The 14,103-nt window shown below is 70.3% G+C and carries 15 protein-coding genes; 3 read left to right on the top strand and 12 right to left on the bottom strand.

What is annotated here, in order from left to right; all coding sequences use genetic code 11:
* Nucleotides 1–55: 55 nt before the first annotated feature.
* The 9 genes from MNY60_RS02400 to MNY60_RS02360 form a co-directional block, all read right to left on the bottom strand.
* A complete protein-coding gene (locus MNY60_RS02400; protein ID WP_242352314.1) occupies nt 56–727 on the bottom strand; it encodes a TetR/AcrR family transcriptional regulator in 672 nt (223 codons plus the stop codon).
* Complete coding sequence (locus MNY60_RS02395; protein ID WP_242352312.1) at nt 727–2,145, bottom strand: amidase family protein; 1,419 nt, start codon at nt 2,143–2,145, stop codon at nt 727–729. Before MNY60_RS02395 ends, MNY60_RS02400 begins: the two co-directional genes overlap by 1 nt.
* Before the next feature lie 213 nt (nt 2,146–2,358).
* Nucleotides 2,359–3,492: an FAD-dependent oxidoreductase gene (locus MNY60_RS02390; RefSeq protein WP_242352311.1), complete on the bottom strand. Its 1,134-nt coding sequence runs from the start codon at nt 3,490–3,492 to the stop codon at nt 2,359–2,361.
* A gap of 175 nt (nt 3,493–3,667) precedes the next feature.
* Nucleotides 3,668–3,919, bottom strand: a complete 252-nt coding sequence (locus MNY60_RS02385) for a hypothetical protein (protein ID WP_242352309.1) — start codon at nt 3,917–3,919, stop codon at nt 3,668–3,670.
* A gap of 54 nt (nt 3,920–3,973) precedes the next feature.
* Nucleotides 3,974–4,456: a glycine/sarcosine/betaine reductase selenoprotein B family protein gene (locus MNY60_RS02380; RefSeq protein ID WP_242352307.1), complete on the bottom strand. Its 483-nt coding sequence runs from the start codon at nt 4,454–4,456 to the stop codon at nt 3,974–3,976.
* Nucleotides 4,457–4,476: 20 nt separating this feature from the next.
* Nucleotides 4,477–5,394, bottom strand: a complete 918-nt coding sequence (locus MNY60_RS02375; RefSeq protein WP_242333018.1) for a LysR family transcriptional regulator — start codon at nt 5,392–5,394, stop codon at nt 4,477–4,479.
* Between the two features lie 7 nt (nt 5,395–5,401).
* The gene (locus MNY60_RS02370; protein ID WP_242352305.1) at nt 5,402–6,265 is read right to left on the bottom strand and encodes a carboxymuconolactone decarboxylase family protein; all 864 of its coding nucleotides are present in this window, start codon (nt 6,263–6,265) and stop codon (nt 5,402–5,404) included.
* A gap of 19 nt (nt 6,266–6,284) precedes the next feature.
* Nucleotides 6,285–7,520 carry an NAD(P)-dependent alcohol dehydrogenase gene (locus MNY60_RS02365; RefSeq protein ID WP_242352303.1) on the bottom strand — a complete coding sequence of 412 codons (1,236 nt, stop codon included), beginning with the start codon at nt 7,518–7,520 and terminating at the stop codon, nt 6,285–6,287.
* Nucleotides 7,521–7,546: 26 nt separating this feature from the next.
* Nucleotides 7,547–8,524, bottom strand: coding sequence for an aldo/keto reductase (locus MNY60_RS02360; RefSeq protein WP_242352301.1), 978 nt, complete (start codon nt 8,522–8,524; stop codon nt 7,547–7,549).
* 320 nt (nt 8,525–8,844) lie between these two features.
* Here MNY60_RS02360 and MNY60_RS02355 point away from each other — a divergent pair, with 320 nt between their 5' ends.
* Nucleotides 8,845–10,014 carry an NAD(P)/FAD-dependent oxidoreductase gene (locus tag MNY60_RS02355; RefSeq protein WP_242352299.1) on the top strand — a complete coding sequence of 390 codons (1,170 nt, stop codon included), beginning with the start codon at nt 8,845–8,847 and terminating at the stop codon, nt 10,012–10,014.
* On the opposite strand, the gene MNY60_RS02350 is transcribed toward MNY60_RS02355, so the two are convergent.
* A complete protein-coding gene (locus MNY60_RS02350; RefSeq protein ID WP_242352297.1) occupies nt 10,011–10,946 on the bottom strand; it encodes a DMT family transporter in 936 nt (311 codons plus the stop codon). The genes MNY60_RS02355 and MNY60_RS02350 overlap by 4 nt on opposite strands.
* A gap of 105 nt (nt 10,947–11,051) precedes the next feature.
* On the opposite strand from MNY60_RS02350, the gene MNY60_RS02345 reads away from it, so the two are divergent.
* A complete protein-coding gene (locus MNY60_RS02345) occupies nt 11,052–11,912 on the top strand; it encodes a helix-turn-helix transcriptional regulator (protein ID WP_242352295.1) in 861 nt (286 codons plus the stop codon).
* On the opposite strand, the gene MNY60_RS02340 is transcribed toward MNY60_RS02345, so the two are convergent.
* Nucleotides 11,851–12,936 carry an aldo/keto reductase gene (locus MNY60_RS02340; RefSeq protein ID WP_242352293.1) on the bottom strand — a complete coding sequence of 362 codons (1,086 nt, stop codon included), beginning with the start codon at nt 12,934–12,936 and terminating at the stop codon, nt 11,851–11,853. The two genes, MNY60_RS02345 and MNY60_RS02340, sit on opposite strands and share 62 nt — an antisense overlap.
* A 103-nt stretch (nt 12,937–13,039) precedes the next feature.
* Here MNY60_RS02340 and MNY60_RS02335 point away from each other — a divergent pair, with 103 nt between their 5' ends.
* On the top strand, nt 13,040–13,447 hold the full coding sequence (locus MNY60_RS02335) for a MarR family winged helix-turn-helix transcriptional regulator (RefSeq protein ID WP_242352291.1): 408 nt from the start codon (nt 13,040–13,042) through the stop codon (nt 13,445–13,447).
* A gap of 22 nt (nt 13,448–13,469) precedes the next feature.
* Here the strand turns inward: MNY60_RS02335 and MNY60_RS02330 are convergent, their stop codons facing one another.
* Nucleotides 13,470–14,042, bottom strand: coding sequence for a flavodoxin family protein (locus tag MNY60_RS02330; protein WP_242352289.1), 573 nt, complete (start codon nt 14,040–14,042; stop codon nt 13,470–13,472).
* Between the last annotated feature and the right edge of the window lie 61 nt (nt 14,043–14,103).

Below are 14,103 nucleotides of genomic sequence, written 5' to 3'. Positions count from 1 at the left end.
CGCCTCCTTGTCGAGCGGGTACGCCTCGACGTCCCGCCTGCGATCTGCACGGCGCTCAGGGACGAGGCACGGTGACGGGCGGCACGCGCCGCTCGCTCGGGGACAGCCGGCGTCGAGAACGACGATTGGACCAGCGTGCGAACCCCTGCAGCCCGGGGATCTGGTAGCTCCAGAATGCCTCGATCGCCTCGCGGAGCGCGCGCTCGTCGGCGTGCGCCTCCAGGATCGCCGCGAGCATCCGCCGGGTGTTGTCGAAGATCCGGGCGAGCACGAAGCGCGCGGCCGCGCTTGCGCCGCGACGCGGACGCAGATCGGCGAGCGTCGAGGCGACGAGACGCTCCACGAAGCGCGCGCCGAACGCGGCGTAGTCGGTCCCCGCGGCGCGGTCGAGCAGGATCACGACCGCGAGCCGGTGCTCCGCCCAGAAGCGCAGCATCTCGTCGCCGATGTCGTCGGCGCCCCGGGTCGCCTCCGCCCGGAACGCGCGGGAGAGGGCGCGCACACGTCGGTCGAGCAGCGACTCGAACTCCTCGGCGAGCGCAGGCGTGACGAGCGCATGGAAGAGCTCGTACTTCCCGGCGTAGTAGCGGTACGTGCTCGCCGTTCCGACCCCGGCGCGCTCGGCGATGGCGGTCATCTTCGCGCCGGCGTACCCGCGCTCCGCGAAGATCTGGAGGGCGGCCGCCTCGATGCGCGCGCGCACCTCGTCCTTGAGGACCTGGGGCATCAGGCCTCGAACAGCCGCGGGTAGGAGAAGGGTGCCCAGCGTTCCGCCCAGGGGCGCGCCTCCTCGAGCTGATAGGCGAGACCGAGCAGGAGCGCGTCCGCGCCCGGTGCGGCGGCGAAGTGGACGCCGATGGGGATGCCCTCTTCGGTCCAGTGCAGCGGCACTGACATCGCCGGGCAGCCCGCGATGTTGTGGATGGGCGTGTAGCCGACGGTGCGCCCGGTCCGCCGGAGCAGCTCCTCGCGCGGCAGGACCGGGGAGAGGTGGCCAAGGCGCCAGGGCGTCGTCGCGAGCGTCGGCGTGAGGACCGCATCGTAGCCGCGGATCGTCTCGAGGTACCGCTCGGTGCCAGCGGCGAACGCCGCGCGCGCCGCGGGCAGCGCGCCCGGGCCCCGGCGTTCGAGCTCGTCGACGAGCGCCCAGCTGAACGGTTCGAGCTCGTCCCGCTGCACCGGGTGTCCTCGCAGCCGGTCCACCAGCTCCACGAGGCCGGCCACCGCCGCCCCGGCGACGATGAAGAAAGCGTCGCCGAGAGCCGCGCCGTCGAGATCGGGCGAAGCGACGGGCTCGACCCGGTGTCCGAGAGCCGCGCAGAGCCCAGCCGCGTCGTCCACGGCGCGGCGCACCGCCGGCTCCGGCTCCTCGCCGAGGAGGGTGCGCGTCCAGGTCGCGATCCGCAGCGAACGCGCGAGCGGCTCCCGCACGTACCCTACGGCGGGGAGCGGACCGGCCCGGTCCTCCGTCACGGAGAGGAACAGGGCGCTGTCGCGAACGGTGCGGCTCACGCAGTGGTCGGAGACGAGGGCGCCGAACTCGGAAGGGAGGCTCGCCGGCACGCAGCGCGTCCGGCTCGGCTTGAACCCGAAGAGGCCGCACACCGAGGCGGGGATCCGGATCGACCCGCCGCCGTCGTTCGCGTGGGCGAGAGGAACGATCCCGGCGGCGACCGCTGCAGCGGCCCCGCCGGATGAGCCCGCGGCCGACAGCGACAGGTCCCACGGGTTGTGCGTCACGCCCTCGAGGAGTGTCTCCGTGCTGCCCAGCAGCCCGAATTCAGAGGCAGCGGACTTTCCGACGGTGACGAGCCCGCTCTCATCGATACGGCCGATGTACGGGGTGCGAGTCTCGGGCCCCGCGACGTTGCCGGCGAACACCCGCGAGCCACATGACCAGCGCAGGCCCGGGTACGGGGTCACCTCCTTCACCAGGAACGGCACGCCGGCGAACGGTCCGGGCGGCACCTTCGCCGCGCGCGCGCGCTCGAGGTCCACGGCGGGGACCACCCGCAGCAGCGCGTTCAGAGCCTCGAGCCGCTCGGCGAACGCATCGAGCAGGTCGGACGCGGTGAGCTCGCCGCGCGCGACCAGCGCCGCCTGCCCGACCCCGTCGAGCCGGGAAAGACCGCGGAACTTCGCCATGAGACGCCTCCTCGCGAGGTTGAAACGCGAACATGGTATTCCCGTTTCCGCCTCGCGTCAAAGGAGCCCGGCGCCCGCGACGGAAGCGCCACGGATGCCGATCGAATCGCCCCGATGAGCGATCGCGGAGGCACGCCCGCGAGACCCCAGAGCATCACCGGCCCGCCTCGGGCACGATCTGGTCGGCTCGCGGCGCCCGGAGCGCGAGCCCCGTCACCGCCGCTCGAGGACGCGCGCGCGGCGGACCGCGCGCTCGCGCCGGTCGATCGCTTGAACGGCGCGGACCGCGTACTCCTGCGCCGTGTAGATCTGCTTCAGGGATGGGGTGCCGCTTCGGTGCCGGCTCATGTCCCCCACCGCGAAGAGCCCGCGCACGCTCGTCTCGCTCGTCGCGTCGTCGACGAGCACGTGGCGGGCGTCCTCCGGACCGTCGCCGGCGTCGAGCTCCGCGCCGAGCTGGAGGGCGAGGTCGTTGTAGACGCGGTGCAGCCCCATGGCGACCATCCCGAACCGCGCCGGTACCTGCGCGCCATCCTCGAGGCGGAACCCGCGGAGGCTTTCGCCCTTCCGGCCGCTCTCTCCGTCCAGGATCTCGACGAGCCGCGCTCCATGGAACGCCACCCCGTAGGCCTCCATGAGTCGCAGCGTCTCCGGCCTGGCCTCGAGCGCCTCGCCGTTTCCGAGGAGGACGACGGCCACACCGTAGCGCTCGTGCAGGAGGAGCGCGACCTGAGCGGCGGCGTCGCTCGCCCCGAGCACCGCCACCGGCGTGCCGCGCACGAGGTGCCCCTCGCAGAGGATGCAGTAGAGGAGGGACTCCGCGTTGGCCCAGGGATAGATCCAGCGGATGTCGTCCACCACCTTGCCGCCCTTCGTGGTGAGCTTCACTCGCGGCTGGCGGTCCATCACGCCGGTGGAGAGGATGACCGCGCCGGCGCGGAGGCGCTGGCCGCGGTCCGTCTCGACGACGAACCCGGTGTCTTCTGCACGCGCCGCGACGGCCTTCTCGTCGAGCAGCGTGGCCACGTCGGCGAAGTCGGCGGTCAGCCGAAGCGTCACGTCCTCGACGATCTCCGGGATGCCGACGTGGAAGTGAGTCCGGGCGATCGCCTCGCGCGCGGCCGCGTGCTCGGGGCCCGAGAGCAGCTCGAGCACCTTTCGCTGCACGATGCCCCCCGAGACGCCGATCATGTTGTCCACGTTGTAGACGTAACGGGCCCGGCTCGCGCGAGCGGTCCTCGCGTCGCCGCGGATCCAGGCGACCGTGAGGCCGTGCTGCGCTGCGCGCAGCGCAGCCGCGCTCCCCCCGATGCCGCCCCCCACGACGATGACCTGGCACTGATTCACGGAGCGCCTCCCGCCTAGCCTCGACGGCCTCCATGTAGCGTCCGGCGGGCACGCGCAAGGTTACGGCGCGCTCCCCACCGTCCCCTCAGGGGGTTGGACGGCCTGCTCCGAGAGTTTTCGCCCCGGCCGCGCCCGCGTTGACGGGTGCGCCCATCCCGGCGCGGCCACCTTCCGATCAGGAGGCCTCCTTGCGGAGCTGCCTCGAGCGCAGGTCGTCCTTCGTCCACTCGAAGGGCAGCGCCTCCAGCGTACCGGCGCGCTGGATTCGCTCCGCTGCGGCGAGCATCTCGTCCAGGATGGCGACGTGGGTGGCGTCGTCGTGCAGGTCCCCCATGGTGAGGCCGAAGGGGTGCTCGACGAGGAGCGCGCGGGAGGGCTTGATGCGGCGCGTGATGCTGGCGGAGAGCGTGAGGGACATCGTGCTCACCCCCTCCTCGTCGAGGACCCGCTGGACCAGTCCGACCGACTGGTTGCAGACGGGTCACGCGGGCACGAGGAGGGCGAGGTCGACCGCGTCCGACCGCAGCCGCCGCGCGACCTCCCGGCCGTTGTCTCGCAGCACGTCCGTCTCGATGGCGTAGCCCATGAAGCTGTAGTGGCGAGGTGCCGCGGCGCCGATCCGGCCGCTTCGCTCCAGGGTGCGGAGCGCGCGGAGCGGGAAGACGACGTCCACGTCGTCCAGGGCGCGCCGGGTGTCGTAGCCGCCGTGAGAGAGCCCGATGCGGGCGAGGTCGACGTCGTGCGGAAGCTCCCGGAAGCTCGGGTCACCTTCCTTGCTACGCCGGAACCGTTCCTGCTCGCCGGCGAGGTACGCGCCGGCGGTGACGACGAGCGCCACGGTCCCCGTCGAGACGGGTCGGCCGAGCGCGTTGACGCGGGACGGCTCGTCGTACGACTCGAACTCGAAGTCTGGGAGGAGCTTCTCCCGGATGTAGTCACGCTCCACGTCTGCGAAGGACTTCACGTCGGTGGACCTCCTTCCGGTCAGCGCACGCGCTGCTTCGAGCCGACGGAGAGCTCGCGCGCGACGTCCACGAACGCCCTGAACGCCGGCGACACCTGCGATCTGCTCGGGAAGTACAGGAAGAACCCGGGCACCGCGGCGGCGTAGTCCTCGAGGACGATGCGCAGGGCGCCGCGGCGCAGCTCGTCTGCCACCAGGGGCTCGAACGAGTAGAGGAGGCCCACTCCCGCCTCGGCGAGGAGCCGCATGAGCTCGGGGTCGTTCGTCGTGACCGATCCGTGGACGGGCACGCGCCACTCCTTCTTTCCGCGCTCGAGCTCCCACGCGTACCGCGCGCCGCCGACGTCCGTGCGGATGCAGAGGCAGTCGTGCTGGAGGAGGTCCTCTGGCCTCTGCGGCGCCCCGCGGCGCTCGAGGTACGACGGAGCGGCGACCACGACGAAGCGCCCGGGCGGCGTGAGACGGACCTGGACCATGTCGCGCTCGATGGCCTCCGACAGGCGGATGCCCGCGTCGAAGCCCTCGGCGACGATGTTCACGAAGCGGTTCTCGGCCTGGACCTCGACCTCCACCTTCGGATGCCGCTCCAGGAACCTCGGCAGCAGGCGAGCGACGACGAGCGACACCGCCACCGTCGGGACCGACAGCCGGACGCGGCCCGTGATCTCTCCCGGGCGAGCGGACACCGTCTTCAGCGACTCCAGCGCCTGATCCACCGCCGGGCCCGCGTTCTCGACGAGGCGTTGCCCAGCGTCCGTGAGCGCCACCGTCCGCGAGGTCCGCGTGAGCAGCGTCACGCCGAGCCGCGCCTCGAGCTGCCGGACCGACTGGCTGAGCGCGGAGGTGGACACCCCGAGATCCCTCGCCGCGGCCGCGAAGCTCCTGCGGCGCGCCACCGCGATGAAGGAGCTGAGGGCGTTGAGCGGAGTGAAGGCCATGGGGACGCTATCGCTGCGCTTCGGGGATGACCTCGTTCACGCAAGTCAGCGCGCTGAGCGCCCGAGGATAGCCGATGTACGGAAGAAGCTGCGTCACGACCGCGATGAGCTTCTCCTTGTCGTTCCCGACGTTGACGTTGCCCTGGATGTGCCCCTTGAGCTGAGGCTCGGCGCCCCCGAGCGCCGCCAGCATCGAAAACGTCAGGAGCTCCCGCGTCCTGGCGTCGAGGCCACCCCGGGTCCAGTAATCGCCGAAGCAGTTCGCGGAAAGGAGCTCCTGGACGTGGCGCTGATTGGCGGGCGCGGCCGCGTACAGCTCGTCGATGCGACCCCCGAAGATCTCCTTCTGGAGGGCCAGCCCCCTCGCGCGCCGGTTCTCCGGCGCCGTCGTGGACTGAGCCTCCAGCGGCAACTCCACGCCCCTGGCCCGCAGCACGTCGTTGGTCGTGTGGATGAAGTCGACGACCTTGGCGATGCCGACGTAGGGGACGGCCTGGTACAGGATCTCCTTGGCCTCGACCGGGGTGACGCCCACGTTCAGCGCTCCGCCGAGCATCATCCTGTACTCGCTCGAGGCTTGGCTCGCGATCGTCGACGCCAGGATGACCATGACCCTCGTCTTCGGGTCCAGGTTCCCGTGACGGAGAACCTCGTCGAACGCGAAGTTGTCGAAGATCTCGATCAACTCCGGGTCCGTCTCCTTCAGCTTGGACTCGTACCCGGGAAACAGCTGCTCGTGGTTTCGGACGGCCGCTTCCGTCAGATGAGCGACCGGACGGTTTCGGGTGGAGTTCATCTCGATCCTCGAGTGGGCGCTGCACGCGGCCAGGGACGTCAACGTCAACGCCGCGACGGCGATGACCTGCTTCATGGTGCGCTCGCGATCGTCGTCAGGCGTTCGTCATGTCGATGACGAAGCGGTAGCGCGCCGCCTTGTCGACCACCTTGGTCCAGGCGTCGTCGATCCTGGACATCGGGACCTTGGTGATCTCCGGCCTGATGCCGTGAAGCTCGCAGAACTGCACGAGCTCCTGCGTCTCCCGGATCCCGCCGATCTGCGAGCTCGCGAACGAGGTGCGATCTCTCAGGAGCGAGAACGGGCCGATCTGGTGAGGCTCGGTGGTCTTGCCGACGCCGACCATGCACAGCGTGGAGTCCATCTTCAGCAGCGGAATGAGCCGCTCGAGGTCGTGCTGGTACGGGACCGTGTCGAGGAGGAAGTCGAGCGACCGCCGGTACTTCGCCAGATCCGCTCCCTGATCGTTCACGATGACGGTCTTCGCGCCGAACCGCCTCGCGTCGTCGACCTTGCCTCTCGACGTCGTCAGCACCGTCACCTGGGCGCCCATCGCGGCGGCGATCTTCGTCGCCATGTGACCGAGGCCGCCGAGCCCGACGACGCCGACCTTCTTCCCGGGGCCGACGCTCCACCTCCGGAAAGGAGAGTAGACGGTGATCCCGGCGCACAGCATCGGTCCCGCGTGCGCGAGGTCGATCGCGTCGGGGATCGCGATGACGAAGTCCTCGTCCACGACGTTGAAGGTCGAGTAGCCGCCCTGCGTGAGCGAGCCGTCGCGGTCCTTCGACCCGTAGGTGAGGACGCTGCCGTTCTCGCAGTACTGCTCCATGCCGGCCTCGCACGGACCACAGTGGCGGCAGGAGTTCACCATGCAGCCCACCCCCACGCGAGAGCCCACCTTGAACTTGCCGACGCTCGAGCCGACCGCCACCACCACGCCGGCCAGCTCGTGCCCGGTGACGAGCGGGAACGTCTCCTTCCGCCAGTGCTCGCGCCCATGGTGGATGTCGGAGTGGCAGATGCCGCAGTACTGGAGCTTGATCGCGACGTCCTTCGGCCCGAGCGCTCGCCGCTGGAACTTCAACAGCTCGTGGGGGCCCTGGGACGAGTAGAGCGCCATCCCTTCGACCGGGAACGGGCCCTGTCCGTAGCTCGTCCTCTCGGCGCCTGGAGCGGCTCCCGCCGTGGACGGCTTGAACAACCCGGCGGCACCTGCGCCCGCCGCGGCGAGGGCGCCCGTCCACATGAAGCCGCGCCGGCTCAGGGTCGTCGTGTCGTGGGAATCCGGCTCGCGCTCGGGCGGCCGCTTCGCAATCTGATTCTTCATGGTTGGCTATCTCCGAACACGAGCCGCTAGAGCCCGGTCCTCTTCTCGAGCTCCTCCGGGTACCGCGCGCCCTCCACGCGAATCTTCGACGCGGCCTCGTCGATGGCGCGGAGGTCGTCCGCGGTCAGCTCGACGTTCGCGGCGCCGAGGTCCTCCTCGAGCCGGTGCAGCTTCGTCGTCCCGGGGATCGGCACGATCCAGGGCTTCTGCGCGAGGAGCCACGCGAGCGCGATCTGCGCGGGGGTCGCCTGCTTGCCCGCCGCGATGACGCCGAGGAGGTCTACGAGCGCCTGGTTCGCCTTGCGCGCCTCCGGGGAGAAGCGGGGCACGATGTTGCGGAAGTCGTTCTTCTCGAACGTGGTCTTCTCGTCGATCTTCCCCGTCAGGAATCCCTTGCCGAGCGGGCTGAACGGGACGAACCCGATGCCGAGCTCCTCGAGCGTCGGGAGCAGCTCCTCCTCGGGCTTCCGCCACCACAGCGAGTACTCGCTCTGGACCGCGGCGACCGGCTGCACGGCGTGCGCGCGGCGGATCGTGTTCACGCCGGCCTCGGACATGCCGAAGTGCTTCACCTTGCCAGCGCGGATGAGGTCCTTCACCGTGCCCGCGACATCCTCGATGGGAACGTCCGGATCCACGCGGTGCTGGTAGAGGAGGTCGATCGTCTCGACCTTCAGCCGCCGGAGCGACGCCTCGGCGACCTCGCGGATGTGCTCGGGCCGGCTGTCCACTCCGATCGTCCCGAGCTTCATCCCGAACTTCGTCGCGATGACGACCCGGTCGCGGACGGGCGCGAGCGCCTCGCCGACCAGCTCCTCGTTCGTGAAGGGGCCGTAGGCCTCGGCGGTGTCGAAGAACGTGACGCCGCGATCGACCGCGGCGCGGAGGAGCGCGATCATCTCCTTCCTGTCCGGTGGGGTCCCGTAGGCGAAGCTCATCCCCATGCAGCCGAGGCCGATGGCCGAGACCTCGAGTCCGCTCCTTCCCAGCTTGCGCTTCTGCATCTCGTGCTCCTTCCGGTTCGCTCAACCTCGGCTCACGCCGATGCTGTGGCGGCTCTCCATCCCCGTCGTCATCGAACGGGAAACTACGCGCGGCACGGCAGTCTCGAAAGAGGTCGATCGCGGATGGCCCGTGCAGGAAAGCTTCACGATGTGCCACTCCGCGGCCGAGCGCCTGATGCTTCGCGCGGGGGACGATCTCGAGCACGCCGTGCCTGCCCGAAAGCGGGATCCCTCCGGAGGTGTGCAGGACTGGCCTCGAGGGACGTGACGGGCGACGAACGGCTTCTACAGTACGTTTCAGCGCGCCAGGCGGAGGACGGATGCCTGATTTCAAGTACGTGGTGGTGGGCGGCGGGATGACGGGGCACGCCGCCGCGATGGGGATCCGCTCGGTGGATGCGAGCGCGCCCGTCCTGCTGGTCGGCGAGGAGCCCGTGGGACCCTACGTGCGCCCGCCGCTCACGAAGGGGCTCTGGACGGGGCAGGAGGAGGGATCGATCTGGCTGCCCTCGGTCGAGGGGATCCAGCTTCGGACTGGCACGCGCGTCGTCGCCATCGACCGTGCCGAGCGGCGCATCGGGCTCGAGGGAGGGGAGACCATCGGGTACGAGCGGCTCCTCCTCGCGACCGGTGGCACTCCGCGTCGGCTGCCCTTCGACGGCGACGGGGTCGTCTACTACCGGACGGTCGCGGACTTCAGGCGCGTCCGGGCGCTCCCGGCGGGAAAGCACGTGGCGATCGTCGGTGGCGGCTTCATCGGGTCGGAGATCGCGGCCTCTCTCGCGACCGCTGGCTATCGGGTGACGCTCGTCTTCCCGGAGGAAGGGATCGGCTCACGGCTCTTCCCGCGAGACCTCGCGGTTCACCTGAACGGCTACTACGCCGAGCGTGAGGTGGAGGTTCGGGCGGGGGAGCGCGTCACGGGGCTCGTGGCGCGCGGCTCGGGATTCACCCTCCGGACCGACCGGGACGAGATCCAGGCCGACCTCGTGGTGGCGGGGCTCGGCATCGTCCCGAACGACCGCCTCGCCGCGGAGGCGGGACTCGAGGTCGACGACGGCATCCTCGTGGACGAGACGCTACGCACGTCCGACCCCGCAATCTTCGCTGCAGGTGACGTCGCGAGATTCCTCAATCCGGCACTCGGAACGAGAATCCGGGTCGAGCACGAGGACAACGCCAACCGCATGGGACGGGAGGCCGGCCGCGCGATGGCCGGGGCCGACGTCGCCTACCGTCACCTGCCATTCTTCTACTCGGACCTGTTCGACCTCGGGTACGAGGCAGTCGGCGTTCTGGACCCGCGCCTCGAGGTCGTCGCCGAATGGAAGGAGCCGTACCGCAGGGGAATCGTCTACTACGTCGCGAATGGCAGGGTGCGCGGCGTGCTGACGTGGGGCGTCTTCGGCAAGATGGACTCCGCGCGAGAGCTCATCGCGGAGCCCGGTCCGCACGATCCGGAGTCGCTACGCGGGCGGATCCCGACCTAGCAGATATCCGGTTCCAGGCGCGCCGCGCGGCGGCGAAGCCTCGGCGCGCTCACGGTGGCGATGCCCGCGAGCACCAGCGCCGCCCCGATCCCGAAGGCGGGGTCGACGTGCTCCCCCAGGACGAGCACGCCGAAGGTCACGCCGAAGAGCGGCGTCAGGAACGAGAACACCGAGACCTGCGACGCGGCGTAGTGGCGGAGGAGCCAGAACCACGCGAGGTAGCTCGCGAAGGACACGACGACGCCCTGGAACAGGAGGCTCGTCCAGGCGAGCCGCGTGAGCGACACCTGCGTCGCCTGCCCGGAGGCCGCGGCGGCAGCGCCGAGGAGGACGCTCGCGACCGCGAGCTGGTAGAGCAGCGTCTTGGCGGGCGCCGCATCGGACAACGCCGAGCGGCGCACCACGACCGTGGTCGCGCCCCATGCCGCGCCGGCGAGGACGCCGAGCGCATCGCCGCCGAGCATCCGGAGCGACACGGCGCCGCGCGCCCAGCCGCCCGCGAACGCCACGGCGATCCCGGTGAAGGCGAGGAGGATGCCGAGCCACTGTCGGGGGCGGAGCCGCTCGCCGGGCACGGTCCAGTGGAGCCCGACCGCGGTGAAGATCGGCGAGGTGTAGAGGAGGACCGCCATGTGCGACGCCGAGGTCCGGCGCAGCCCCTCGGCGACGAACATGAACTCGGCGGCGAAGAGCGCACCCGCCACGAGCCCTGGCCGCAGCGTGCCGTCTCGCAGCGAGAGCGGCTCGCGGCGGATGGACATGAGCAGCAGGACGAGCGCGGCGCTCATCCCGGAGCGCAGGCAGACCTGCATGATCGGGACGACGTCGTGCGCGGCCAGCTTGATCGCCACCTGCTGTGCGCCCCAGATCGCGCACAGGAGCACCATCGTCGCCATCACGAAGCCGTCGAGACCCTTGCGCGCCGCGCTCATGCGTTCCGTTCCCGCGGGCCGTCGCGGCCTGCGCGAGCGCGATGATGCCGCTGGCGCCGGGGCTGGATATAGTGCGATCCGGACATTCATTGCAGCGAAGGCGCCATGCCCAGGCATCTCCGCACACCTCTCGACGAGACGCTGCCGCATCCGGTGTACTTCCGGACGGACAGCTTGCAGCCGGACTCGTCGTACCCACGCCACCGGCACCACTGGGGCGAGTTCGTCTACGCGTTCAGCGGGGTCATGGAGCTGAAGCTGGCCGACCGCCATTACCTCGCTCCGCCGCAGTACGGGATCTGGCTCCCGCCCGAGGTCGAGCACGTCGGGCTCAACCGCCACGAGGCGACGTTCTGCTCGCTCTACCTCGCGCGCGAGCGCTGCCGCCGTCTTCCGCGGGACGCCTGCGCGCTCGCGGTGGGCCCGCTCCTGAAGGCGCTGCTCGATCAGCTCCGCGCGCGCGGCATCGACACGCCGCGGACGGCGCCGGACGCCCGGCTCGTGGAGGTGCTCGTCGACGAGCTCGCTGCGGCGCCGCGCCAGGGCACTTACCTGCCCAGCTCCGAGGACCCGCTGCTCGGCCCCATCCTCGCCGCGCTCCAGGCGCAGCCGGACGACCAGCGGTCCCTCGCGCACTGGGCGAGGCAGGTGCACACCACGGAGCGGACGCTCGTCCGGCGGTGCCAGCGCGACCTCGGGATGTCCTTCGGCGAGTGGCGGCAACGGCTGCGGGTCGTGCGGGCGCTCGCGCTCCTCGAGGCGGGGCGCTCGGTGGAGTCCATCGCCTTCGACCTCGGCTACGGCAGCTCGTCGGCCTTCATCGCCATGTTCCACCGGATGACGGGGACGTCGCCGAGCAAGCTCCGGAAGGACGCCGCCTCGAGGGACCGCGCGCGGGCCGCCGTCAGTACGGCTGGTCTCCCTTCACGAGCCCGAAGGGTGACGCCGGCGCGAACACCCCGTTGACCGTGGTGCCGCCGTTGTGGATGGCCGGGAAGATGGGCTGCATGCTCTGCGGGAAGCCGAACGTCGGCTGGGTGAGCGCGTCGAGCCGCCCGCGCTCGTCCGCCGTGAGCTCCACCTCGAGCGACGCGAGGTTGTCCTCGAGCTGTTCCCACCGGCGCGCGCCGATGATGGTGGAGGTCACGCCGGGCCGCTGGCGGAGCCACGCGAGCGCCACGCGCGCCACCGTCGACTGGTGCGCCCGGGCGATGGCCTCGAGCGCGTCCACGGTCGCGTAGGTCCGCTCGTTCAGGAACGACTCTAGGAACTGAGCCCGATCCGTCTTCACCTGGCCGGCGTTGCGGCGGGTGTACTTGCCGCTCAGCGCACCGCTCTTGAGCGGCGACCAGGGAGTGATCCCCAGGCCGAGCTCCAGCGCCATGGGCACGAGCTCCTGCTCGACGCTGCGCTCGAGCAGCGAGTACTCGATCTGCAGCCCGATGAACGCCGACCACCCGCGGAAGCGGGCGAGGACGTTCGCCTCGGCGATCTTCCAGGCCGGCGTGTCGGAGACGCCGAGGTAGCGCACCTTCCCCGCGCGCACCAGGTCGTCGAGCGCGGCCATCGTCTCCTCGATGGGCGTGTGGACGTCCCAGTTGTGCAGCCAGTAGAGGTCGATGTAGTCGGTCTGGAGCCGCCGCAGCGAGTTCTCGCAGGCGGCGAGGATCGACTTCCGGCCGGAGCCGCCGCCGTTGGGATCACCTGGGTAGAGGTTCCCGCTGAACTTGGTCGCGAGCACCAGGCGATCGCGGCGAGCGGCGTGGCGTCCGAGATGGTCGCCGATGATCTTCTCGGAGTGGCTCTTCGTGTAGAAGTTCGCCGTGTCGATGAAGTTGCCGCCGCGCTCGATGTAGCGGTCCATGATGCGCTGCGACTCCTCGACGCTCGAGCCCCACCCGAGATCTTCGCCGAAGGTCATCGCGCCGAGGCAGAGCGGGCTCACGCGCAGGCCGGACCGGCCCAGCGTCACGTAGTGGTCGAGAGGCATGGGATCTCCCATCGTGCTAACTTGTTCAAAGATGCAGCTGGTTCAAGAACACACGTCGTTTAAAGTGGAACTACTTTAATCCTGAACCACAGAGCCGCAACCCATGCCGAAGATCGAACCCGCCAGGGTCTGGTCGCTCAACTACCGGCTGCTCATGTCGGTGATAACCGCCGCCGCGCCCGCCATCGCGGCGCTCGGGCTCGAGACGAAGGAGCTGTTCGTCCTCGGCGAGGTCGAGGAGCACCCGTATCCGGCGGCGCTCGCGGCCACCCTCTGCATGCCGAAGCCCAGCGTGACCGTGTACGTGAAGCGGCTCGAGGCCGCCGGCTTCCTGCGCCGCGAGATCGATCCCGCCGACCTGCGGCGTCACCGGCTGGTGCTGACTGCGGCCGGGCGCAAGGCAGCAGCGCAGGGGAAGGCCCTGCTGTCGAAGGCGTTCAGCGATCGGCTGGGGCGCCTCGGCGTCGCCGAGCAGGCGGTCCTCCTCTCCCTGCTCGAGAAGATGACCTGACCGTCGTCCGTGGGAGCGGGAGTCACGCGAGCTTCTTCAACAGCCAGGCCATGTTCTGGCCGAGGACCTGCATCGTGCGCAGCCCCTCCTCGTCCCGCTCCACGTCGCCCTTCTCGAGCCCGATCCCCACGTTCCAGTAGTTGGAGCCGGGCACGATCATCTGGTTGATCGTGAAGAAGTGATTCATCGTGTCGAAGGCGTGCGTCGAGCCTGCTCGTCGCACGGCGACGACCGCGGCGCCCACCTTCCGGCGGAACAGGTCGCCGTTCTGCTTGGCGACGAACCCGCAGCGGTCGATGAGCGCCTTCATCTCGGTGGACACGTCGCTGAAGTAGGTCGGCGAGCCGAGCAGGATGCCGTCGGAGGCGGTCATCTTCTCGATGCACGCGTTGACCATGTCGTCGTTCCGGGCGCAGCGTCGGTCGCGACGCTCGCCGCAGCGGCGACAGCCGGTGCAGCCGTGGATGTCGTGGCCGGCGAGGTGCACGACCTCGGTCTCGATCCCCTCGCGCTCGAGCACGTCGAGCACCCGGCCGATGAGGAGCGCAGTGTTGCCGTCCTTCCGTGCGCTGCCGTTGAATGCGACGACCTTCATGCCTGGCTCCCTCGCGGCGCGCCTCCCGGAGGCGGGCGGTGGCGTCGCGCGGCGGCAAACC

It is taken from the genome of Anaeromyxobacter sp. SG17 (assembly GCF_022690695.1).
Taxonomy (GTDB): domain Bacteria; phylum Myxococcota; class Myxococcia; order Myxococcales; family Anaeromyxobacteraceae; genus Anaeromyxobacter; species Anaeromyxobacter soli.
The sequence above is the reverse complement of the archived record's forward strand: the minus strand, read 5'-3'. Positions and strand labels throughout refer to the sequence as shown.